This is a genomic window from Ruegeria sp. BHSB196 (assembly GCF_059613135.1).
Window position 1 is genome coordinate 1 of sequence record NZ_JBXWRY010000047.1, and the last position, 20,949, is coordinate 20,949.

The 20,949-nt window shown below is 64.1% G+C and carries 23 protein-coding genes; 16 read left to right on the plus strand and 7 right to left on the minus strand.

What is annotated here, in order from left to right:
• Positions 1–41: 41 nt before the first annotated feature.
• A complete protein-coding gene (locus AC2FNJ_RS17370; RefSeq protein ID WP_496765975.1) occupies positions 42–308 on the minus strand; it encodes a hypothetical protein in 267 nt (88 codons plus the stop codon).
• A gap of 141 nt (positions 309–449) precedes the next feature.
• Here AC2FNJ_RS17370 and dusA point away from each other — a divergent pair, with 141 nt between their 5' ends.
• Genes dusA through AC2FNJ_RS17395 form a run of 5 tightly spaced genes read left to right on the plus strand, consistent with a single transcriptional unit; the run spans position 450 to position 4,245 of the window.
• Positions 450–1,457, plus strand: a complete 1,008-nt coding sequence (dusA, locus tag AC2FNJ_RS17375; protein ID WP_496765976.1) for a tRNA dihydrouridine(20/20a) synthase DusA — start codon at positions 450–452, stop codon at positions 1,455–1,457.
• A gap of 30 nt (positions 1,458–1,487) precedes the next feature.
• Positions 1,488–2,312 (plus strand): sulfite exporter TauE/SafE family protein, encoded by an 825-nt coding sequence (locus tag AC2FNJ_RS17380; RefSeq protein ID WP_496765977.1) that lies wholly within the window; start codon positions 1,488–1,490, stop codon positions 2,310–2,312.
• Positions 2,306–3,091 (plus strand): hypothetical protein, encoded by a 786-nt coding sequence (locus AC2FNJ_RS17385; protein WP_496765978.1) that lies wholly within the window; start codon positions 2,306–2,308, stop codon positions 3,089–3,091. Before AC2FNJ_RS17380 ends, AC2FNJ_RS17385 begins: the two co-directional genes overlap by 7 nt.
• Before the next feature lie 39 nt (positions 3,092–3,130).
• Positions 3,131–3,859: a SpoIIAA family protein gene (locus AC2FNJ_RS17390; protein ID WP_496765980.1), complete on the plus strand. Its 729-nt coding sequence runs from the start codon at positions 3,131–3,133 to the stop codon at positions 3,857–3,859.
• Positions 3,860–3,888: 29 nt separating this feature from the next.
• On the plus strand, positions 3,889–4,245 hold the full coding sequence (locus AC2FNJ_RS17395) for a YybH family protein (protein ID WP_496765982.1): 357 nt from the start codon (positions 3,889–3,891) through the stop codon (positions 4,243–4,245).
• Positions 4,246–4,251: 6 nt separating this feature from the next.
• Here the strand turns inward: AC2FNJ_RS17395 and AC2FNJ_RS17400 are convergent, their stop codons facing one another.
• Genes AC2FNJ_RS17400 through ccmI form a run of 3 tightly spaced genes read right to left on the minus strand, consistent with a single transcriptional unit; the run spans position 4,252 to position 6,190 of the window.
• Entirely contained in the window at positions 4,252–4,482 is a 231-nt protein-coding gene (locus tag AC2FNJ_RS17400) for a DUF1289 domain-containing protein (RefSeq protein WP_496765984.1), read from the minus strand.
• Positions 4,483–4,499: 17 nt separating this feature from the next.
• Entirely contained in the window at positions 4,500–4,964 is a 465-nt protein-coding gene (gene ruvX / locus AC2FNJ_RS17405; protein WP_496765986.1) for a Holliday junction resolvase RuvX, read from the minus strand.
• Positions 4,961–6,190 (minus strand): c-type cytochrome biogenesis protein CcmI, encoded by a 1,230-nt coding sequence (gene ccmI / locus AC2FNJ_RS17410; protein ID WP_496765987.1) that lies wholly within the window; start codon positions 6,188–6,190, stop codon positions 4,961–4,963. Before ccmI ends, ruvX begins: the two co-directional genes overlap by 4 nt.
• Before the next feature lie 175 nt (positions 6,191–6,365).
• Between ccmI and AC2FNJ_RS17415 the strand changes: the two genes are divergently transcribed.
• The 6 genes from AC2FNJ_RS17415 (at position 6,366) to AC2FNJ_RS17440 (ending at position 12,479) form a co-directional block, all read left to right on the plus strand.
• Positions 6,366–7,610: a sarcosine oxidase subunit beta family protein gene (locus tag AC2FNJ_RS17415; protein ID WP_496765988.1), complete on the plus strand. Its 1,245-nt coding sequence runs from the start codon at positions 6,366–6,368 to the stop codon at positions 7,608–7,610.
• A gap of 55 nt (positions 7,611–7,665) precedes the next feature.
• Positions 7,666–7,995 carry a TfoX/Sxy family protein gene (locus AC2FNJ_RS17420; protein WP_496765990.1) on the plus strand — a complete coding sequence of 110 codons (330 nt, stop codon included), beginning with the start codon at positions 7,666–7,668 and terminating at the stop codon, positions 7,993–7,995.
• A 4-nt stretch (positions 7,996–7,999) separates the two neighbouring features.
• Entirely contained in the window at positions 8,000–8,329 is a 330-nt protein-coding gene (locus AC2FNJ_RS17425) for a sarcosine oxidase subunit delta (RefSeq protein WP_496765991.1), read from the plus strand.
• Positions 8,330–8,398: 69 nt separating this feature from the next.
• Complete coding sequence (locus tag AC2FNJ_RS17430; protein ID WP_496765992.1) at positions 8,399–11,413, plus strand: sarcosine oxidase subunit alpha family protein; 3,015 nt, start codon at positions 8,399–8,401, stop codon at positions 11,411–11,413.
• On the plus strand, positions 11,406–11,972 hold the full coding sequence (locus AC2FNJ_RS17435) for a sarcosine oxidase subunit gamma (protein WP_496765993.1): 567 nt from the start codon (positions 11,406–11,408) through the stop codon (positions 11,970–11,972). The genes AC2FNJ_RS17430 and AC2FNJ_RS17435 overlap by 8 nt, the downstream gene beginning before the upstream one ends.
• 72 nt (positions 11,973–12,044) lie before the next feature.
• Positions 12,045–12,479, plus strand: coding sequence for a hypothetical protein (locus AC2FNJ_RS17440; protein ID WP_496765995.1), 435 nt, complete (start codon positions 12,045–12,047; stop codon positions 12,477–12,479).
• Between the two features lie 16 nt (positions 12,480–12,495).
• Here the strand turns inward: AC2FNJ_RS17440 and AC2FNJ_RS17445 are convergent, their stop codons facing one another.
• A complete protein-coding gene (locus AC2FNJ_RS17445; protein ID WP_496765996.1) occupies positions 12,496–13,254 on the minus strand; it encodes an FkbM family methyltransferase in 759 nt (252 codons plus the stop codon).
• A gap of 100 nt (positions 13,255–13,354) precedes the next feature.
• Here AC2FNJ_RS17445 and AC2FNJ_RS17450 point away from each other — a divergent pair, with 100 nt between their 5' ends.
• Together AC2FNJ_RS17450 and rarD are read left to right on the plus strand one after the other, a co-directional pair.
• Entirely contained in the window at positions 13,355–13,954 is a 600-nt protein-coding gene (locus tag AC2FNJ_RS17450; RefSeq protein ID WP_496765998.1) for a superoxide dismutase, read from the plus strand.
• A 138-nt stretch (positions 13,955–14,092) separates the two neighbouring features.
• A complete protein-coding gene (gene rarD / locus AC2FNJ_RS17455) occupies positions 14,093–15,043 on the plus strand; it encodes an EamA family transporter RarD (RefSeq protein WP_496766000.1) in 951 nt (316 codons plus the stop codon).
• A 159-nt stretch (positions 15,044–15,202) separates the two neighbouring features.
• On the opposite strand, the gene AC2FNJ_RS17460 is transcribed toward rarD, so the two are convergent.
• Complete coding sequence (locus tag AC2FNJ_RS17460) at positions 15,203–15,748, minus strand: DUF6647 family protein (RefSeq protein ID WP_496766001.1); 546 nt, start codon at positions 15,746–15,748, stop codon at positions 15,203–15,205.
• 106 nt (positions 15,749–15,854) lie between these two features.
• Between AC2FNJ_RS17460 and AC2FNJ_RS17465 the strand changes: the two genes are divergently transcribed.
• Positions 15,855–16,763, plus strand: a complete 909-nt coding sequence (locus AC2FNJ_RS17465; RefSeq protein WP_496766003.1) for a LysR substrate-binding domain-containing protein — start codon at positions 15,855–15,857, stop codon at positions 16,761–16,763.
• Between the two features lie 10 nt (positions 16,764–16,773).
• On the opposite strand, the gene AC2FNJ_RS17470 is transcribed toward AC2FNJ_RS17465, so the two are convergent.
• On the minus strand, positions 16,774–17,328 hold the full coding sequence (locus tag AC2FNJ_RS17470; protein ID WP_496766005.1) for an LOG family protein: 555 nt from the start codon (positions 17,326–17,328) through the stop codon (positions 16,774–16,776).
• Between the two features lie 127 nt (positions 17,329–17,455).
• Between AC2FNJ_RS17470 and AC2FNJ_RS17475 the strand changes: the two genes are divergently transcribed.
• Positions 17,456–19,033 (plus strand): LysM peptidoglycan-binding domain-containing protein, encoded by a 1,578-nt coding sequence (locus AC2FNJ_RS17475; protein ID WP_496766007.1) that lies wholly within the window; start codon positions 17,456–17,458, stop codon positions 19,031–19,033.
• A 93-nt stretch (positions 19,034–19,126) separates the two neighbouring features.
• Positions 19,127–20,917 (plus strand): ABCB family ABC transporter ATP-binding protein/permease, encoded by a 1,791-nt coding sequence (locus AC2FNJ_RS17480; protein WP_496766016.1) that lies wholly within the window; start codon positions 19,127–19,129, stop codon positions 20,915–20,917.
• The last annotated feature ends 32 nt before the right edge of the window (positions 20,918–20,949 follow it).

Genomic DNA, 20,949 nt, shown 5'->3' on the forward strand with positions numbered 1-20,949 from the left:
GTACCAAATCGGCGAGGTCCAGGCGCGCTCCTGAATCCATGTCAGCACGCCCAGCGGACAAAACCGTCCTCCCTGAAGTCGCGCCCGCTGAAGCTCCCGACGCTCTCGGCGTTTTCGAAATCGGCAAACTCGTCATTCGGAGAGGGGATCGACAGATCGACTGTATTGCCCACGGGCGGCAGCTTGCCGTTCGCGTCAGGCACGCGGTCCCCGCCCCAGGCGACGTCGTACAGGCGTTCAACGAAGGAACCGCGAGGGACAAGCGGGTTGATGTCCAATGCTTCGGGACGCTCTTTCACTGCCAGCATCGCAGCGAGTTCGCTTTTTTCTTGGGGCGTGTGCTACACGGTAGCAACTCAGAATCGAAGACCGCCGAAAACCCGGCGAATTCGCCAGGAATTCGGAGAAATCGTGCTACGCGAGGGTTATGGCAATTTGGAGCTAACGCTTTGATAAATAACGCACAAAAAGCTGCGCGTTTAAGCGTCGCCCCGATGATGGACTGGACCGACCGCCATTGCCGGTATCTGCATCGGCTACTGAGCAGGCGGACGCTGCTCTATACCGAGATGGTGACGGCGCCGGCGTTGGTGCGGGGTGGGGCGTTGCATTTGCTGGACCACGACCAAGCCGAGCACCCGGTTGCTCTGCAACTGGGCGGTTCGGACCCGGAGGAACTCGCCCAGGCGGTGCGGTTGGGGGCCGAGGCGGGGTATGACGAGATCAACCTCAACTGCGGATGCCCGTCCGACCGGGTGCAGTCGGGCACGTTCGGGGCGGTTCTGATGAAAGACCCCTCACGCGTGGCCGAATGCGTTGCCGCCATGCAGGAGGCCGTTTCCATCGATGTGACCGTCAAGTGCCGGATCGGGGTGGACGACCAGGAGCCCGAACAGGTTCTGCCGGACTTTCTCGACAGGATCGGCCGGGCAGGCTGCAGGCGCGTGACCATCCATGCGCGCAAGGCGTGGCTGCAAGGGCTCAGCCCGAAGGAAAACCGCGAGATCCCGCCGCTGGACTACGATCTCGTGCACCGGATGAAACGGGACTTCCCGCATCTCCACATTTCGATCAACGGCGGCATCGAAACGCTGGATCAGGCGCGTGCGCATCTGCAGGCCGGTCTGGACGGGGTGATGATCGGGCGCGCCGCCTATCACCGGCCTTCGGACATCTTGTGTTGCGCGGATCGCATGATCTTCGGTGCGGGGGAGGACGCCGATCCGGTTGCGGCGGTCCGGCATATGCTCCCCTACATCGAAGATCATCTGGCCAGGGGTGGCCGCCTGCATCAGATCACACGGCACATGCTGGGACTGTTCGCCGGGCGCCCGGGCGCACGCGGATGGCGGCGGGCGCTGTCCGAGGGCGCCGTGCGTGAAGGCGCCGGGCCGGAACTGGTCGCGCAGGCGCTGGAGCGGATTGCCCCACTGGTCGCCCAGGCCGAGGCGGTGTAACAAGGTCCGAAGGCCAGTCGGGAGAGGACGATGCCAGACACGTTGCTGTTGGCCCAGATGCTGGGCCTGTTGCTGGCGATCGGTGCCTTTGGCGGCGTACTGGCCGGGCTTTTGGGCGTGGGCGGCGGTATCGTTCTGGTTCCTGCTTTTTTCTATGCGTTTCAGACGCTTGGATATGGCGGGCCGCATCTGATGCAGATGTGTCTCGCGACCTCGCTGGCCACCATCGTCGTCACCTCGATCCGCTCGGTTCTGGCGCACAACCGCAAGGGCGCGGTGGACTGGGATATCCTGCGCCGCTGGGGTCCGGGGATCGCGATCGGCGCGGTTGTGGGCGTCTTGGTGGCGTCGGCCATGCGGACCGAAGCCCTGCAGGCGCTTTTTGGCGTTCTGGGCATGGTGATCGGTGCCTATCTGGGCCTTGGGCGGTCCGAGTGGCGGTTGGGCGATGCCATGCCGGGTGGCGTGCGTCGGGCCATCCTGTCTCCGATGGTGGGGTTTCTGTCGGTTCTGATGGGCATCGGCGGCGGCAGTTTCGGCGTACCACTCATGAGCCTCTACAACACACCCATTCACCGGGCGGTGGCGACGGCGGCCGGATTTGGCGTGATCATTGCGGTCCCCGGTGTCCTGGGCTTTCTGTTCTACGAGATCGCGCCCGAGCACCGGCCGCCGCTGACAATCGGTGCGGTCAACCTGATTGCCTTTGCGATCGTCATTGCAATGACCATGATCACCACGCCCTGGGGCGTGAAACTGGCCCATGCGATGGATCCAAAGCCGTTGAAGCGGGTTTTTGCGGTCTTCCTGACGCTGGTGGCGCTCAACATGCTGCGCAAGGCGCTTGGATGGTAGAAGATTTCTTTCGTCGCGGTTGGGTCCGGTTTCCCCGGGATCCGGTCCTGGCGGAATGGGTGCGCCACGCCCTGCCTGCGGCGCGCGCGGCCGTGACCGATCCTGCCCATTCACAATGGCACGAGTGCGAGGGTACTTGGTTCATCGGCGTTGACGCGCTGAACAACGACGCGCGGGGTCGGGTAGGGGGGTCTGGTCCGTTGTCCGGTCAGGCCGTCACGTTCATTGCCCGGCATCTGGGACTGCCGGTCTTGCACAAGGCGCAGGTCTCCGTCGTCTATCCCGGATATCCGCGACCGCGCCGGGGCGAAGGTGAAGCGGCCGCGCGTTACCGCGCCAGGCGCGATGCGGCGCATGTGGACGGGCTGAAACCCGCCGGACCGGACCGCCGCCGGCATGTGGACGAGCCGCACGCCTGGATACTGGGCGTACCATTGACCGAGGCCAGCGCGGATGCCGCTCCCATGGTCGTCTGGGAGGGCAGTCATCACATCATGCGCGCAGCTTTTGCGCGGGTTTTCGACGGAACGGATCGGGCGCGACTGCGCGAGGTTGACGTGACCGACATCTATCAGTCCGCGCGGCGCGAGGTGTTCGAGAGTTGCCCGCGCGTCGAGCTTTCCGCGCGACCGGGCGAGGCCTATCTGGTGCATCGTTTGTGCCTGCACGGCGTTGCCCCCTGGGGCGCGAAGGCCACGGCCGGGCCGGACGGTCGGATGATCGCCTATTTCCGGCCCGAATTGCCGGGGGGTGTGGCCGAATGGATCGAATCCCCGTAACCTGCGGTCAAAATTCGTAAAACGGGGAGATTTGACACAATGATTACGATCGAAACGCAGATGGACGGCGCCCTGATCGAGGCCGAGTTGTCGGGTGAAGTCACAAGCGCAGATTATTCCGAAACGCTCGTTCCCGCCATCGAAGCGGCTCTGAAAGAGCATGACCGGATCCGGATGCTGGTGGTCATGGGGCAGGAGTTCAAAGGTTATGACCTGAGCGCCGCCTGGGCCGATACGATGCTGGGGCTCAGCCATTGGCGGGGATTCGACCGGATCGCCGTGGTTGCCGACCAGAAATGGGTGCAGAACGGCGTGCGTTTGGCCGCACCGATTCTGCCGTGCCCGGTGCAGGTCTTCGAACTGGCCGAAGCGGACACGGCCCGCCGCTGGATTCGCCAGTCCCTTGGGTCAATTCACGTCACCGATCTCGGCGGTCCCTGCGTTCAGGTCAAGCTGATGGGAAAGCTGGACCCCGAAGCCTATGAGGAGGCCGAGGGCGATCTGGACGCGCTGATCCGCAAGAAGGACGGGTTCCGGCTGCTGATCGACCTGACGGATTTCGACGGGTGGCAGGGGTTGTCCGGTCTGGCAGCACATTTCCGCCTGGCCAGCGGCCATGCCAACCTGCTGGACCGCGCCGCGATCGTCGGCGACAAGACTTGGCAGCGGATGGCCGAGCGCGTCGGGCGGCACATCGTGAATGCGAAGACGCAGTTTTTCCCGGCAGATGACATGCAGGCCGCAAAGGCGTGGCTCGCCGCGGGCTGAATGGATCTCTGCCGCGCCAGGAGCCTGAAATGACGTTCCGGGGCGAACTGCAGGCGTTGTTTGACGCTTACGCAGCTTCTTACCGGGCGGGCGACGCGGAGGGCTGCGCCGCGTGCTTTTCCGACTCGGCAAGCCTCTTTTCGCCCTATGGCCCGCCGGCATTCGGGCGCGATGCCATCGAACGGACCCACCGGGAATGGCTGTCGGAAGGGGGCGAGGGCAAACGGATCGTCATCGACGATGCCGGACAGGCGGAGGATCTCGGATGGTGCCTCGCGCGGTTCACGGAAGGCGACGCGACCGAGCAAGGGACATCGCTGAACGTGCTGAAGCGGCTGGCGGACGGGCGCTGGCTGATCCTTTTGTGCAGTCTGAACGAGACGTGACCGGGATCAACGCTCCAGTCGCGCCGCGCGACCGCCGCGCCGCTTGGCAAGGCGTGGCTTGCGCGCGGGCAGTTCGGCCATGATCTGGGCGCGTTCGCTGCTGTCCATTTTCGACCAGCGGGTGATCTCGTCGATGGTGCGATAGCAACCGGTGCAGATGCGCTCGGTCGGGTGAACGACGCAGATCTGGACGCAAGGGCTTTCAACCTCGTTTCTTTTCCAGATCATGTTCGTCATCGACGGTCTCCGGCCCGTTAGAGAAAGCGCAGCCTGTCCAGCGCACCCTGCAAGATATAACCCGCCGCAACGTGGTCGATCACCTGTCCGCGACGTTTTCGTGTCGTATCCGCCTCAAGAAGTGCTTTTTCTGCCGCAACCGTACTGAGCCTTTCGTCCCAGAAGCCGATGGGCAGGTCGGTCAATCCGCTCAGGTTTCGGGCAAACGCACGGGTGGACTGACAACGCGGGCCTTCGCTGCCATCCATGTTTTTCGGCAGGCCCAGAAGAATGCCGCCGATGTCACGTTCGGATGCGATGTCCAGAAGGCGAGCAGCGTCGAGGCCGAACTTCCTGCGCCGCACCGTTTCCAGCGGGCTCGCCACGGCGCGCGTGCGGTCGGACACCGCAACGCCGATCGTCTTTTCGCCCAGATCCAGCCCCATCAGCGCGGTCATCGGTGAAAGTGCGGATGCGAACTCCTCGAATGCGTCGTGGATCATTCGCCCAGACCGGCCTGGCGCGCTGCGCCGGTGATTGTGTCGATGGCGGTGTCGTTGCCGGCGAACACGGCAAGCGCCTCGTCCCGGATGGCGATGGCGCGTTCGGTCTCTCCCAGGACGGTCAGGGCGGTGATCAGCCGCGCCCATTCTTCGGGACTGCCGCCTTCGGTCGCCAGCCGGTCGGACAGCCCCTCGACCATGCCCCGGATCATGTCCTGGCGCTCTTCGTCACTCATGTCGCTGGCCGCGGCAACGTCTTCATCGGAGGGGCCCGACAGCGGGGCTGCCGGCGCCGCAGGCGGCGTGTAGTCGGCGCCGGCACGATAGGCGAGTTCCTCGATCTGCGCGCGGATCGCCTCGGCCCAGGGTGCATGGGGCGGAGAGGTGCGCAGCGTTTCCTCCCACAACCCAAAGGCCAGGTCCGGCCGCCCGATCTGGGCCAGCATCTGGCCCCAGTAATACCGCGCCGGCCCGTGGGTGGGATCACGTTCGAGCGCGCGCACCAGTTCCGCTTCGGCTTGAGGCGAGACATACCCGCCCGCGGCCAGGATCATAAGCTCGGCCTTGTCCGCGAAATTGTCCGCGCTGGCCGCATCCCCCGACAGTTCGATCACCCGCTGGAGCGCGGCATAGGCGGCCTGGAAATCGCCGACATTCGCCTCGTGCTGCGCCAGTAGCAGATGCCCCTGAAGGTCATCCGGCCGGCCCGCGACCGTCTCGCGCAATTGCTGCAGCAAGCTGGCATAGCTCTCGTCGATCTGCGGTTCAGGCTGGGCCGGCATCTGGGCTTCGGCTTCGGACTGGTCCGGCCGCTCGGCGCGCCTTTCCTCGGCCATTTCCAGCCGCAGGGACAGCGGCAGGTCGCCATAGCCCGGCGCGCCGAGCCGGTCATAGAGCAATACGCCGCCGCCGATCAGCACCACGGCCGTTGTCGCCGCGGCCGTTATCGTGGCCGCGCGGCCCGGACCGCCGCCGGCTTGCTCCTGCCGCATCTGCGCGTCCGCCGCCAGAATGCGGCGCGAGATTTCGGTGCGCACGCGATCGGCGTCCGCCTCGGCGATCACGCCGCGCGCCAGGTCGCGATCCACGCTGGCCAGTTGCTCGCGGTAGACACGCAGGTCGTAGGCGGCGGCAGGTTCGCCGTTGCGGCGTCCGCGCAGCATGGTGAGAACCAGAAGCGCCGCGACCACCAGCGCCAAAAGCAGTATCAGAATCCAGAACGTCATGTGCACTCCCGCGTGTTGCCCTCATCTAGACCCGAGTGGGACGCGAAAAAAGAGGCAAAAGGCCGCGAGGCCACGGCATGTCGCAATAGTGCTCTATTGCGGCGCAGTATGGCAGGGGTAAACTCCGGCCGCGCGGCATATCTGCGCCAAGTCACGAACCGGATCGGATTCGCTCATGAAACACTATTCAGCCTTTGCCGTCGCGCGGGAAGCACTGCGCTACCACACCGGATGGGAACGCGCCTGGCGTTCGCCCGAGCCCAAGAAACGCTATGACGTGATCGTCGTCGGCGCCGGCGGGCACGGTCTGGCGACCGCCTATTACCTGGGCCGGAACTATGGCATCCAGAACGTGGCGGTGATCGAAAAGGGTTGGCTGGGTGGCGGCAATACCGGGCGCAACACCACGATCATCCGGTCGAACTACCTGCAGGATCCCTCGGCGGCGATCTACGAGAAGGCGCGCGCGCTGTATGAGGATCTCAGCCAGGAGTTGAACTACAACCTGATGTTCAGCCCGCGCGGCGTCATGATGCTGGCTCAAACCCAGCATGAGGTGCGCGGCTACAAGCGCACGGCCCATGCCAACGCCTTGCAAGGCGTAAAGACCGAGTGGATCGGCCCCGAGCGCGTCAAGGAACTGGTGCCGATCATCAACATTCACGGGCCCCGCTACCCGGTTCTGGGCGCACTCTGGCAGGAGCGCGGCGGCACCGCGCGCCACGATGCGGTGGCTTGGGGCTATGCCCGCGCCTGCTCGAACATGGGCATGGACATCATCCAGAAATGCGAAGTCACCGGCGTGCGTCGGGAAAACGGCCGCGTCACCGGGGTCGAGACCACCAGGGGCGCCATCGAATGCGACAAGCTGGGAATCGTGGTCGCGGGCCATTCGGGCCAGCTGGCCGAGATGGCGGGCTTCCGCCTGCCGGTCGAGTCGCTGGCGCTGCAGGCGCTGGTCTCGGAACCGATCAAGCCCTGCATGGACGTGGTGGTGATGGCCAACACCGTGCACGGCTACATGTCGCAATCCGACAAGGGTGAGATGGTGATCGGCGGCGGCACCGACGGGTTCAACAACTACACCCAGCGCGGCAGCTTCCACCATATCGAGGAAACCGTCCGCGCGCTGGTCGAAACCTTCCCGATGATCTCGCGGCTGAAGATGCTGCGCCAATGGGGCGGCATCGTGGACATGACCGGCGACCGCTCGCCCATCATCTCGAAGACGCCGCTCCAGGGTTGCTTCATCAATTGCGGCTGGGGCACCGGCGGGTTCAAGTCTATCCCCGGTTCGGGCTGGGGCATGGCGCAGCTGATGGCCACGGGGCATTCGCCGCTGACCGAGGCGTTTTCGCTGGACCGGTTCAAGGAAGGCCGCTTCATCGACGAAAGCGTGGCCGCAGGGGTGGCGCATTGATGTCGAGTTCTCGCGCACATCCCGGTTGCAAGGCCGTTCGAAAAGGAGCGGCGTGATGGCCTATTCCGAAGCCATGGCCGAAACCATGCGCGCCGATCTGGGCGTGGAGCCGGGTTTGACCGAAAGGAAGATGTTCGGCGGTCTGTGCTTCCTGCTGCACGGCAACATGGTCTGCGGCGTCACACGGGATGGCGCGATGTACCGTCCCGGCAAGGAACGCGAGGCCCAGGCTCTGGAGGCCGGCGCCCGACCGCTTTCGTTCACCGGCCGCCCGATGGGCGGGATGGTCGAAATCGATGCCGGCGCCTTCGAGGACGCCGAACTGCGCGCCAAACTGACCGAACTCTCGCTGGCCAACGCCGCCAGCTTGCCGCCGAAAGGATGAACACATGCTGATCCTCCATTGTCCCTATTGCGGCGTGGATGCCGAAGAAACCGAACTCACTGCCGGTGGCGAGGCCCATATCAAACGCCACGGCCCCGGGTCGTCGGATGACGAATTCCACGACTATCTGTTTGCGCGCGAAAACCCCAAAGGCGTCCATTTCGAACGCTGGCGGCACAGCAACGGTTGCGGCAAGTGGTTCCACGCCGCGCGCTGCACGAACACGCTCGAAGTGTTCGGCACCTATTCCGCCCAGACCACCGAGCCGCCGCAAGAGATCCGCGACGCGATCTCGGTCAGACGCCCCGGCTGGAATTGGAGAGACTTCGCCTGATGCTTCATCTTGCCCAAAATACTCCCGCCGGAGGCTCCGACGCCTCCATTTGCGAAAGGTCCGCATGACATGAGCACCCGTCTCGCAGATCAGGGCCGGCTGATCGACCGGTCCAAACCCGTCACGTTCACTTTCAACGGCACCTCGATGCAGGGCTATCAGGGCGACACGCTGGCCTCGGCCCTGCTGGCCAATGACCAGATGATGGTCGGCCGGTCGTTCAAATACCACCGCCCGCGTGGTGTCGTGGCCAGCGGTGCCGAGGAGCCCAACGCGCTGGTCGGTCTGGGGCAGGGAAACCGGTTCGAGCCGAACCAGCGCGCCACCACGACCGAACTTTTCAACGGCCAGACCGCGATCTCGCAGAACCACTGGCCCAGCCTGGACCATGACATCGGCGCGGTGAACACGGCGCTGGCGCGGTTCCTGCCGGCGGGCTTCTACTACAAGACCTTCATCCACCCCAAACCGTTCTGGAAACACGTCTACGAGCCTTTCATTCGCCAGTCGGCCGGTCTTGGCAAGGCACCTGACAAGGACAGCCGCGACGCGGACACGTATGAACACTTCTATGCCTTCACCGACGTTTTGGTGATCGGCGGCGGTGTTGCGGGCCTGCAGGCGGCCAAGGCCGCGGCGCAATCGGGTGCCAAGGTCATGCTGATCGAACAGACCGCCCATTGGGGTGGCCGCGCGCCCGTGGATGGCGGCACCGTCAACGACGAGCCTGTGGATAAGTTCGTGGAACAATTGGTTTCCGAACTCGAAACAATGGACAATGTCGCCATGCGGTCGCGCTGCATGGGGGCCGGGGTTTATGACCACGGTTACGTGCTGGGATACGAGCGGCTGACCGACCACAAACCGGGCACTCAAGGCCCGCGCCACCGCCTGTGGCGCATCCGCGCCAAGCAGGTCGTCACGGCCACCGGCGCGATCGAGCGCCCGTTGTCCTTTGCCGGCAATGACGTGCCGGGGGTGATGCTGGCCTCGGCCATGCGCGACTATGTGGTCAACTGGGGCGTGACCCCGGGCGAGCGCGTGATCGTCGCCACCAACAATGACGACGCCTACCGCACCGCGATCATCCTGAAACAGGCGGGCGTGGATGTGCTGCGAGTGGTCGATGCCCGTCCCTCGGCCGGGCCACTGGCGGACGAGGCGCGCAGCCTTGGCATCCGGGTCGATCCCGGCAAGGCCATCGCCAAGGTCAAGGGCGGCAAGCGGGTCAAGAAGGTCGCGATCTGCAACCAGGAAGGCATCGGCGGCGCTCGGGAAGAGGTCGAATGCGATGCGGTCGCCATGTCGGGCGGCTGGTCTCCGGTCGTGCACCTGTGGTCGCATTGCGGCGGCAAGTTGATCTGGGACGAAACCCACGCCCATTTCCGTCCCGACCCCGACCGCCCGCCGCTGGGCGCGAACGGCGAAGGCTTCGTTGTCCCGGCGGGCTCGGCCAATGGGCCACTGGCGCTGGGTGAGGTGCTGGCCGATGCCCATGCCGCCGGCAAGGCCGCGGCCAAGGCGGCCGGGTTCAAGCCGAAGAACACCAAGGCGCCGCAGGGCGAGGTCGAGACCGAAGCGCCCATGCAGGCGGTCTGGCTGATGCCTGCCAAGGCCGAGGTGCAACTGCGCATGAAGTCCTGGCTGGACTTCCAAAACGACGTAAAGGTTTCGGACGTGCAACTGGCCGCCCGCGAAGGCTATGAGAGCGTCGAGCACACCAAGCGCTATACCACTTTGGGCATGGCGACGGATCAGGGTAAGCTCAGCAATATCAACGGACTGGCGATCCTTGCTGATGCACTGGAATCCGAGATTCCCAAGGTTGGCACCACCACCTTCCGCCCTCCCTATACCCCGATCTCGATGGGGTCCATCGCGGGAGAGGCGCGGGGCGAAGTGTTCCAGCCGATCCGCCGCACGCCCATGCACAATTGGCATGACCGGAACGGCGCCGATTGGGAGCCGGTGGGCCACTGGCGGCGCCCCTATGCCTATGTGCGGGCCGGGGAATCCGTGCATGACGCGGTGAACCGGGAGGTCAGAAACACCCGCGAAAACCTCGGGCTGCTGGATGCCTCGACGCTGGGCAAGCTGATCGTCAAGGGGCCGGATGCGGGCAAGTTTCTGGACATGATGTACACCAACATGATGTCCACGCTGAAGGTCGGCAAATGCCGTTATGGCCTGATGTGCTCGGAAAACGGCTTTCTGATCGACGACGGCGTGGTGGCGCGCATCGACGAGGACACCTGGCTGTGCCACACCACCACCGGCGGCGCCGAGCGCATCCATGCCCATATGGAGGAATGGCTGCAGACCGAGTGGTGGGACTGGAAGGTCTATGTCGCCAACGTGACCGAGCAATACGCCCAGATCGCCGTGGTCGGCCCCAACGCCCGCAAGGTGCTGGAGAAACTCGGCGGCATGGATGCCAGCAAAGAGGCGCTGCCCTTCATGGAGTGGCGCGACGGCCAGATCGGCGGCTTCGACTGCCGGGCCTACCGCATCTCGTTCTCAGGCGAGCTGTCCTATGAAATCGCGGTGCCCGCCAGCCAGGGTCAGGCCTTCTGGGATGCCCTGATGGAGGCCGGCAAAGAGTTCGGCGTGATGCCTTATGGCACGGAATGTCTGCACATTCTGCGCGCCGAGAAGGGCTTCATCATGATCGGGGACGAGACCGACGGCACCGTGATCCCGCAGGATCTGGGGCTGCACTGGGCGATCTCGAAGAAGAAAGAGGATTTCCTTGGCAAGCGCGCGCAGGAACGGTCGCACATGACCGACCCGGACCGCTGGAAACTGGTGGGTCTGGAAACTGTGGATGGATCGGTTCTGCCTGACGGGGCCTATGCGGTGGGCGAGGGCGTGAACGCCAACGGTCAGCGCAACGTGATCGGGCGCGTGACCTCAACCTACTACTCGGCCAATCTGGGTCGGGGCATCGCCATGGGGCTGGTCAAGAACGGGCCGAACCGCGTGGGCGACGTGATCGAGTTCCCAGGCACCGACGACAAAATCTACAAGGCCAAGATCGTGGACCCGGTGTTCTACGACAAGGACGGGGAGAAGCAGAATGCCTGAACCCATCAGCGCACTGAACCACGCCAGCTTTGACGGCATCGCCCGGATCGAGGAATGCGGCCTGCAGGGGATGATCACCCTGCGCGGCGACCTGTCCGACAAACTCGTGATCAAGGCAGTCAAGGACGCCACGGGACAGAAGATGCCCGGCCAACGCGAGGCCTTCGTGCATGGCGATACCGGCGTGTGCTGGATGTCGCCCGACGAGTTGCTGGTGCTTGTTCCCTACGCCGAGGTCGAGGCCAAACTGGCCGCCATGAAGGGCGCGCTGGGTGGCGTGCATGCCTTGGCGGTCAACGTCTCGGACGCGCGGGCGGTGTTCCGGGTCGCGGGTCCGAGCGCACGCGAGGTTCTGGGCAAGGTTGCGCCGGTCGATTTCTCGCCCGAGGCTTTCAAGCCCGGCCAGATCCGTCGGACGCGTCTGGCGCAGGTCGCGGGGGCGTTCTGGATGGACGATGCCGAGACGTTCCGCGTGGTCTGCTTCCGCTCGGTCGCCGACTACGTGTTCAAGCTGTTGAAGGTGGCCGCGCAGCCGGGCAGCGCGGTCGGTGTTTTTTGAGCTAAATCTCTTATAGGTTGTAGCGACTAAATTCTGAACATAAGGTGCCTTCAAACGGATTGGAGGCACCTTTTGTTCAAGTTGTTCTACGTAGTTTTTTTGATTTCGCTACCCGTTCTCGCAACCGCTGCACCGAGAAAATACGAATGCGGTGATATGACAAGTTCGGGATTGGGATGGATCCCCAGTCAAAGTGTTTATGTAATCGATGCTGCCAACAAAGCTGCGACAGCGTATGACCCAATCATTCAATTTGCTGAAAAGGCGGCGAAGCAGGTCAAATTCAAGGAACAGTCCGACGGCAGTTACAAGTTGCGGTGGACTCTGAAAAAGATGCCCACCCGCAGGAAACGAATTGTGGAAGGCATGACGTTGCAGGACTATGAGACGACCGCCAGTGTCGTTTATACCGCTTGGCTGAACCCAAGATCCATGCAGCTCACGATGCGGGCGAGTGTTGGCCGTTCAAGCAACAGCGCGACGGGAACCTGCAAGGCGGCGAAGTGAAGAATGGCGGGAAAGCCTAATCGGAAAAAAGAAATGTCGGGAATTTCTGCAACGCACACGGTGTGGTAACAGCGTCAAATCCTGTGGACCCTTTGTCGTCCCGGCAATTGGTGTAAAAGGACAAATCCTCCGCCAGCTTGGCCAGTTTCTCGCGCCGGGCTTCGGCCTCCAGATAGGGGGCATGGGTAGAAAGCAGCAAGGCAGGTCGCTGCTGTTTCAGCCAGTCCAGCATGGTCGGCAGCACCGCGAACTCCGCGCCTTCGATGTCCATCTTCACCAGCGAGACGCCCGACAGGTCATTTGCGGCCTTGAACTGATCCCAGGTGATCGTCAGGGCATCGCAGCCATGCGCGCCGTCAAGCAGGAGCGAACTTGTGGAATCTCCCGGCTCGCCGCGGACCGAAGCCATCCGGGTCACGCCGAACCCGTCCGCAAGCGCCACGCCAAAGGCCGAGACGTTGCGGAGGTCGTTCAACTCCAGGTTCCAGGCCAGATGCCGAAACGCCGTCGGGTCCGGCTCGAAACACCAGACATGCCGCGCCTTTCGCGCACCATATAGAACCGTCGGGCCGATCCACGCACCGATATCCAGATAATCGCGGTCAGGCGAAAGGTGCCGGTCCAGAATGGCGAAGGTCTCGGGCTCCCACGCGCCGGTTTCGGCCTTGCGCCAGAACTTGGAATGGTACGGGTCCAGCCGGAACGGCTCACCATTCAGGCGGCCCGCATAATATCCGCGGGCGCGGTAGAACATCTTGCGCGCCTGTGTCAGCATCGCGGGCCTCCGGGTTTTCCTGTCTCGGCCCTTGACCTTGCGGCGTTGCCAAAGCATGTAACCTTGGGAACCGCAACATTCATTTCAACAGGGGGCCAAGATGGCTTTTGAACTTCCTGATCTTCCTTATGCACATGACGCGCTGGCATCCAAGGGGATGTCGAAGGAAACGCTGGAATATCACCACGATCTGCACCACAAGGCCTATGTCGACAACGGCAACAAGCTGATCGCCGGGACCGAGTGGGATGGCAAGTCGCTGGAAGAGATCATCGTTGGCACCTATGACAAGTCGGCCGTCGCACAGAACGGCATCTTCAACAACATCAGCCAGCTTTGGAACCACAACCAGTTCTGGGAAATGATGGGTCCGGGCGAGTCGAAGATGCCGGGCGAGCTGGAAAAGGCGTTGGTTGAAAGCTTCGGCTCGGTCGGCGAGTTCAAGTCGCAGTTCGCCGCTGCCGGCGCCGGTCAGTTCGGCTCGGGCTGGGCGTGGCTGGTCAAGAACGCTGACGGTTCGCTGGCCGTGACCAAGACCGAAAACGGCGTGAACCCGCTGTGCTTCGGCCAGACTGCGCTGCTGGGCTGCGACGTGTGGGAGCATTCCTATTACATCGACTTCCGCAACAAGCGCCCCGCGTACCTGGACAACTTCCTGAACAACCTGGTGAACTGGGAAAACGTCGCCTCGCGGATGTGACGCCCGACCGACAATCGGATGCGAACCCCGCGCTTGCCGGCGCGGGGTTTTTGTTTGCGCGGCGATCCTCCCCGCTTGCCTTCCGGTCGGGTCGCGGGCATCAGCATGAGAGGTGAAAGCAAACTCAGGAAAACGGGAATGACGGACGCCCTGAAAGGCATCACGGCCATGGTCGCGGCCTGTGTGATCTGGGGCCTGTCGCCGCTGTTCTACAAGATGCTCTCCGAGGTGCCGCCGCTCGAGGTGCTGTCGCACCGGACGCTTTGGTCCGTCATCCTGTTCGGTGCCGTTCTTGCCGCGCAAGGGCGCTTGGGAGAGCTGCAGGGCGCGCTCGCAGGGCGCAGGCGGCTTGCGCTGATCGCACTCTCGGGCCTGATGATCTCGATCAACTGGTTCCTGTTCATCACGTCGATCCAGATCGGGCGGGCGACCGAGGCCTCGCTGGGCTATTACCTGTTTCCGCTCGCGACCGTTCTGATCGGTTGGGCGTGGTTTTCCGAACGACTCGGCCCGGCGCAATGGGGTGCTGTGGCGCTGGCCGGGGTCGCGGTCGTCGTCCTGACGCTGGGGTCCGGAGTGCCGCCCTGGATCGCGCTGATACTGGCCGTCACCTTTGCCATCTATGGCGCTCTGAAGAAGAGCCTGCCGCTCGGCCCCGTCGTGTCCGTGACCTGCGAGATCCTGATTTTCATGCCGATCTGGCTGGCCATTCTGGCGTGGTATCATGGCGTCGGGCAGGGACATTTCGGACAAGGGTGGCAGATCAGCCTGCTGCTCGTCCTGTCCGGCCCGATGACGGCGGTCCCCCTGATCCTGTTCAGCTTTGCTGCGCGCAGGGTGCGGCTGTCCACCGTCGGCGTCCTGCAGTACATCAACCCCACGCTGCAGTTTCTGTGCGCGGTCCTCGCCTTCGGGGAACCTTTCAACCTGTCCCACCAGATCGCCTTTGCGCTGATCTGGTCCGCCGTCGCGGTCTTTTCCGTCGCGGCGCTGGCTCAGGACAGAGCGGCGCGCAGGGCGTCCATCGCGGCGCTCGGCGTGTCGGCCCAGATCAGGAATCCGGCCAGCGACGGGTCGGCAAAGCCCTGAACGCGATTTGGTCAAAGGATCGCGCAGCCGGTCACAGTCGCCGTCGCCAGTCAGGACTACGAACGGCTTGCCGCGCGGACCCAACCAGCGCCGGAACTCTATTCCGCAAACGGTTCCCGAGGAAGGCTTGCCTTACCGGCCGCACGCGCCCAGCGCTGCTCAGTCGGGATGGAAGTCGCGCGGGGTGCAGCCGGCCTCGAGCACGACGGCGATCCAGTTGACCTCCGGTTCAAGCCCGAACCGGACAAGCCAATCCCTCTGAAGGCGGTAAGCGGACAATTCCTGAGCGCCAGGGCAGACCCAGTGCTGCGCGCCATGTTGGCGGTGGTGCACAAGTTCGTGCAGCAATACGCTCACGTCGCGCGGGTCAGTCGGTGACCACGGACGCATCAGATAGATGGTCTGGGTCCGAGGATCGTACAGTCCGCGCGGATTGCCGCCATGCGCCGAGAATTGCGAACCTGCAAGCGCGAAGGCCTGTTCACGGCCGATCCAGAGCAGGGCCGGACGGTCGGGTTTTCGTGGCCAGGGAGCGTGGGCGTCGAGCCAGGCCTCCAAGCTCTCGACCAGTGCTGGCAGACTGTTTGCCTTTCGCCAGGCGAGGGGGTCGGACGGGCTTCCCAAGCCTGGCACGGGTGCCAGCGCCAGCAACACTGCGAGAAGTGTACAGGCCAGCCAGGGACTTGCACGCAATGGGGTCGGCATGACAGTCTCCGCCGGATTTGGGAAGTAGTGGAAATGATGCTAGGATTGCCACGAGTTCGGTGCAAAAGGTCATTATTCATCTGCGGTTGAAGGAAATTCACCTGGCATGGCGCGCAAGTTTCCTCCATTCTCCGCCGTCCGGGCCTTCGAGGCCGCAGCACGGCACGGCAGCTTCAAGCGTGCGGCCGAGGAGTTGTGCCTTTCGCCTTCGGCGATCAGCCACCAGATCCGGGCGCTAGAAGCCTATCTGGACACGGCGCTGTTCGAACGTGATGGCAACCGAGTGACGCTCACGCTGACCGGGCGCAGCTATGCCGGCAAGCTGACCGGGTTGCTGGATGCCTTCGACGAAACCACGCGGACGGTTCGGGATGCCGGGCAGCGCCCGTTCAGAGTCTTGTGCACGCCGGGTTTCGCCGCGCGCTGGCTGGTGCCCCGGCTGGACCGGTTGAGCTTTGGCGACAGGGTTCGGTTGCGGGTCTCCACCGGCGCACCATCAACCGATTTTGCCATCAATGACAGTGATCTGGTGATCCAGTGGTCCGACGACCCCGTGCCCGGCATCCGCACCGAACCGCTGATGCGCTCGCACCGCTATCCGGTGATCGCGCCGGATTTGCGTGCGCGAGCCGCCATCGCGGCGCCCGAAGACCTGCTGCGGGTGCCGCTGATGCATGACGAGACTGGCGATGCTTGGATTGAATGGTTCGCTGCCGCCGGTTTGCCGCCACCCGAGATGCCGCGTGGGCCAGTGTTTCCCAATTGCGAACTGGCGACCACCGCGGCCGAACGGGGTCAGGGAGTGAGTCTGGCCTATGACGCGATGGTGCGGGGTACCCTGGCTTCGGGCCGGCTGGTACGGCTGTTCAACCAAGTGACGATACCGACCGTGATCTATTCTGTGGCCTATCCCGAGGCGCGCGCCGGCGACCCGATGATCCGCGAGTTTCGCGACTGGTTGTTCCGCGAGGTCGAGGCCGAAGGTACAGGCTTGCCACGTGCCGTGGCCGAGTGAACTGACCTGCCTATCGTGAAAGCTCGCGGCGCAGGGCGTCCATCGCGGCGCTCGGTGTGTCGGCCCAGATCAGGAACCCGGCCAGCGACGGGTCGGCAAAGCCCTGATCGATCACCTGGTCCAGAAGCGACCGCAGCCTGTCCCAGTACCCGTCCACGTTCAGCACCAGGATCGGTTTGTCATGCAGACCCAACTGCCTCCAGGTCAGCGCCTCGAACAGCTCGTCCAGCGACCCCGGGCCGCCGGGCAGCACCACCACCGCATCGGCATTCATGATCATGACCTTCTTGCGCTCGTGCATGGTCTCGGTGATCACGTAATGGGTCAGGTCGGTCTTGCCGACCTCGCGGCGGACCAGATGCACCGGGATCACGCCGAACGTCTCGCCGCCCGCCGCCTGCGCGGCGCGCGCGACCTCGCCCATCAGGCCCACATCGCCGGCGCCGTAGACCAATCTCCAGCCTTCCCTTGCCAGCAAGCCGCCGAATTCCTTGGCGGCATCGCAATAGGCTGGGTTTGCGCCATTGCGTGACCCGCAATACACACAGACGGATTTCTGGAACATATGAGGGCCTTTCCGGGCTTGTGTCAGAAGTTTTGACCCGTGATAGCGAGATTGATAGATTGGCTCAACTGCGTGGCGCGAGAGCGAACATGGGGATGGACGCGAGCCACGGACTGAAAGGAGAGAGATGTCTGCCAATTCTGGACGCGGGGGAGTCACTTGGGGGCTGCTCGCAGGCGGGGCTGCCCTGATCGGGGCTGGACTTCTGTACTATTTCGGCATCTTCCAAGGCGAACCTGAACCGGCACCGCAGGCCGTCGAACAGGCGGCTGCGCCCGAGTCAGCGACCGAACAGGTCGTCGCGGCGGCTCCGGACTCCACCGAGACACAGGACCAGGCCGCAGGTGAGGGAGAGACTGCCGATGCGGACGGCGCGGCGGAACAGGAGGAAAAGGAACAGACGGCCCAGACGGGCCTTGCCGCCCCGACACTCGACCAGATCTATGTCGAGCGGGACGGAACATCGCTCCTTTCGGGCAGCGCCGAGCCGGGCAGCCGCGTGACCGTTCTGTTGGATGGTGCGGAAATCCATGCCTTCGAGGTCGATGGTACCGGAAAATTCGCCGAGTTCGTGACCGTGCCCTTCAGCGATGCGGCGCGTGGCCTGGTTCTGGAGGCTCGGTCAGATGACCAAAACGCACGTTCGGACGATTATCTGATTGCGGCCATTCCCGAACCGGAACCCCAGAAGGTCGGGGAAGCTGGGCCCGAGCCGGAAGTCCCAGCCGCGGATACCGCGTCGGCGGATGCCGAAACCGCGCCGGAGGAGGCAGAGCAGACGGACAATGCCGGAGCGCCCGCGGGCAGCGGCGGAGGAAGCGAAACCGACGTGGCGCAGGCCCCGGAAAACGGGGGCGAAACCGTGGGATCCGACCAGCCTGCCGAACCTGCCGATGTGGCGGGCTTGTCGGAAACCGATGAGGTCGCGGAACCAGCCGCCGAAGACGCGGCTTCCGTTGCAACCTCGGATGCACCGCAGGTCGCACCCGCCCAAGACACGGTGAGCGAACCAGGCGATCAGGTCGCGGTTCTGCGATCCGGTGAAGAAGGCGTGGAACTGGTCCAGCCGACGGCCAAGCAGGCGGACCTACCGAAAGGGCAGGTCGCGCTCGACACCATCGGTTATTCCGAGGCGGGCGATGTCCAACTGTCCGGGCGTTCCGGGGCGGGGTCGATCATCCGGCTCTACCTCGACAACCGGCTGATCGCGGATCTCGAAGCCGGCGATCAAGGACGGTGGCGGGGCGAGATCGAGGGGATCGAGCCGGGAATCTACACGTTGCGGCTGGACGAGGTTGATGCCACCGGAACCGTCGTCAGCCGCCTTGAGACTCCGTTCAAGCGAGAGGCGATCGAGGTGCTGCAGGCGGCCGTGCCAAAGCCGCAACCGACCGAGCCCCAATCCCAACCCGCATCCGAACCCGCGCCAGCGACCGCGTCGGACGCTGCGCGGGAAACGGCGTCCGCAGCGGATCCGGAAGCGCCTGCGGCAGTCACGTCGGAACCGGTGGCCGCAGCCGGCCTGCCCACATCGGCACCGGCGATCCGGGCGGTCACGGTTCAGCGGGGCGACACGCTGTGGGCCATCTCGCGCGAACGCTACGGCGACGGCATCCTGTACGTGAAGGTGTTCGAGGCCAACAAGGACTCCATCCGCGACCCCGACCTGATCTATCCGGGGCAGGTCTTTACCATACCCGAGTGACGCGGTACCACTGGCCTTTCGCCGGTCCAGGGTTATCTGCGACCGCAGACAAGGTACGTGATGAGACGATTGACCCCTTTGCATTCCAGCGACATGCCAGCCGAGCACGAGCGGCGGTCGGGCTGGCGCACCATCCGCAAGGTGGCGCCGTATCTTTGGCCCCACGATGAGAGCTGGGTGAAAAAGCGGGTGGTGCTGGCGATGGCGATGCTGGTGCTGGCCAAGCTGATCGCCGTTTACACGCCGATCCTCTACAAGGGGGCCGTGGACAGCCTGGCGAACGAGGGCGTTCCGCCGCTAGCGCTGGGGGCGGTGGGCCTGACGGTGGCCTATGGCGTGGCGCGGATGTTGACCGTGGGGTTTCAGCAATTGCGCGATGCGCTGTTCGCCCCGGTGGGGCAACGGGCGCTGCGGGCGCTGGCGCTGGAGACCTTTCGGCACATTCACGCGTTGTCGATGCGCTATCACATCACCCGCCGCACCGGCGGATTGAGCCGGATCATCGAACGCGGCGTGAAGGGCGTAGAATTCCTGCTGCGCTTTCTGCTGTTTTCGATCGGGCCGTTGATCCTTGAGCTGGCGCTGGTCGCCATCGTCCTGATGTGGCTGTTCGACATCTGGTATCTGGTGGTCGTCGCCGTGACCATCGTGCTTTACATCTGGTTCACCTTCACCGTGACCGAATGGCGGGTAAAGCTGCGCCGCGAGATGAACGACCAGGATACCGAGGCCAACCAACGCGCCATCGACAGCTTGCTGAATTTCGAAACCGTCAAGTATTTCAACGCCGAAGAGCGCGAAGCTCATCGGTATGACACATCGATGAAAGCCTACGCGCAGGCCGCGTTGAAAACTGCGTATTCGCTGGCCTTTCTGAACTTCGGCCAGTCTTTCCTGATCACCTGCGGCCTGATCGGCGTGATGGTCCTGGCGGCGTTCGGTGTGCAGCAAGGCACGCTGACGGTCGGCGATTTCGTCATGGTCAATGCCTACATGATCCAGATCACCGTGCCGTTGAACTTTCTTGGCACGGTCTATCGCGAAATCCGGCAGGCTCTGGTGGACATGGGGCAGATGTTCGATCTGCTGGAACAGCCCTCGGAAGTGACCGACAAGCCCGGCGCCGCGGCGTTGAAGGTGAATGGGGGCGAGGTCACGCTGGAGGACGTGCATTTTGGATATGAACCGGACCGGGAAATCCTCAAGGGGGTGTCGCTGACGGTGCCGGCCGGTCAGACCGTGGCCATCGTCGGGGCGACCGGATCGGGCAAGTCCACCATCGGGCGCTTGCTGTTCCGGTTCTACGACGTGACCGGCGGTGCGCTCAGGATCGACGGGCAGGACGTGCGGGACGTGACGCAAGCCAGCCTGCACGCCGCCATCGGGGTGGTGCCGCAGGATACGGTGCTGTTCAACGACACCATCCGCTACAACATCGCCTATGGTCGCGAGGGTGCAAGCCAGGCCGAGGTCGAATCGGCCGCCCGTGCCGCGCAGATCCACGACTTCATCGCCTCGCTGCCGGAGGGGTATGAAACACGGGTGGGCGAACGCGGCCTGAAGCTCTCGGGCGGCGAGAAACAGAGGGTCGGCATTGCCCGGACCTTGCTCAAGAACCCGCCGATCTTGCTGCTGGACGAAGCGACCTCGGCGCTCGACACCGAGACCGAACAGGAGATCAAGGGCGCGCTGGCCCGCGCCGCCGAGGGGCGGACGGTGATCACCATCGCGCACCGGCTCAGCACCATTGCCGAGGCGGATCAGATCGTGGTGCTGGAAAGCGGCGAGATCGTCGAGCAGGGCCGGCATGACGAGCTTCTGGCGCGTGGCGGCCGCTATTCCCAGCTCTGGCGTCGGCAACAGGCGGATGCAGAGGCCGCCTGAGCCTCTGCCTGCCGAACGGCCCGATCACTTCA

Excerpts from the sequence above, each read along its gene's own strand:
- AC2FNJ_RS17395 (WP_496765982.1), top strand. The coding sequence starts at position 3,889 with ATGACGTTCCGGGGCGAACTGCAGGCGTTGTTTGACGCTTACGCAGCT.
- AC2FNJ_RS17470 (WP_496766005.1), bottom strand. The coding sequence starts at position 17,328 with ATGTTCCAGAAATCCGTCTGTGTGTATTGCGGGTCACGCAATGGCGCA.
- AC2FNJ_RS17460 (WP_496766001.1), bottom strand. The coding sequence starts at position 15,748 with ATGCCGACCCCATTGCGTGCAAGTCCCTGGCTGGCCTGTACACTTCTC.
- rarD (WP_496766000.1), top strand. The coding sequence starts at position 14,093 with ATGACGGACGCCCTGAAAGGCATCACGGCCATGGTCGCGGCCTGTGTG.
- AC2FNJ_RS17370 (WP_496765975.1), bottom strand. The coding sequence starts at position 308 with ATGCTGGCAGTGAAAGAGCGTCCCGAAGCATTGGACATCAACCCGCTT.
- AC2FNJ_RS17385 (WP_496765978.1), top strand. The coding sequence starts at position 2,306 with ATGGTAGAAGATTTCTTTCGTCGCGGTTGGGTCCGGTTTCCCCGGGAT.
- AC2FNJ_RS17480 (WP_496766016.1), top strand. The coding sequence starts at position 19,127 with ATGCCAGCCGAGCACGAGCGGCGGTCGGGCTGGCGCACCATCCGCAAG.
- AC2FNJ_RS17430 (WP_496765992.1), top strand. The coding sequence starts at position 8,399 with ATGAGCACCCGTCTCGCAGATCAGGGCCGGCTGATCGACCGGTCCAAA.
- AC2FNJ_RS17475 (WP_496766007.1), top strand. The coding sequence starts at position 17,456 with ATGTCTGCCAATTCTGGACGCGGGGGAGTCACTTGGGGGCTGCTCGCA.
- AC2FNJ_RS17435 (WP_496765993.1), top strand. The coding sequence starts at position 11,406 with ATGCCTGAACCCATCAGCGCACTGAACCACGCCAGCTTTGACGGCATC.
- AC2FNJ_RS17445 (WP_496765996.1), bottom strand. The coding sequence starts at position 13,254 with ATGCTGACACAGGCGCGCAAGATGTTCTACCGCGCCCGCGGATATTAT.
- AC2FNJ_RS17465 (WP_496766003.1), top strand. The coding sequence starts at position 15,855 with ATGGCGCGCAAGTTTCCTCCATTCTCCGCCGTCCGGGCCTTCGAGGCC.
- ccmI (WP_496765987.1), bottom strand. The coding sequence starts at position 6,190 with ATGACGTTCTGGATTCTGATACTGCTTTTGGCGCTGGTGGTCGCGGCG.
- AC2FNJ_RS17425 (WP_496765991.1), top strand. The coding sequence starts at position 8,000 with ATGCTGATCCTCCATTGTCCCTATTGCGGCGTGGATGCCGAAGAAACC.
- AC2FNJ_RS17390 (WP_496765980.1), top strand. The coding sequence starts at position 3,131 with ATGATTACGATCGAAACGCAGATGGACGGCGCCCTGATCGAGGCCGAG.
- AC2FNJ_RS17415 (WP_496765988.1), top strand. The coding sequence starts at position 6,366 with ATGAAACACTATTCAGCCTTTGCCGTCGCGCGGGAAGCACTGCGCTAC.
- AC2FNJ_RS17450 (WP_496765998.1), top strand. The coding sequence starts at position 13,355 with ATGGCTTTTGAACTTCCTGATCTTCCTTATGCACATGACGCGCTGGCA.
- AC2FNJ_RS17380 (WP_496765977.1), top strand. The coding sequence starts at position 1,488 with ATGCCAGACACGTTGCTGTTGGCCCAGATGCTGGGCCTGTTGCTGGCG.
- AC2FNJ_RS17420 (WP_496765990.1), top strand. The coding sequence starts at position 7,666 with ATGGCCTATTCCGAAGCCATGGCCGAAACCATGCGCGCCGATCTGGGC.
- ruvX (WP_496765986.1), bottom strand. The coding sequence starts at position 4,964 with ATGATCCACGACGCATTCGAGGAGTTCGCATCCGCACTTTCACCGATG.
- AC2FNJ_RS17400 (WP_496765984.1), bottom strand. The coding sequence starts at position 4,482 with ATGACGAACATGATCTGGAAAAGAAACGAGGTTGAAAGCCCTTGCGTC.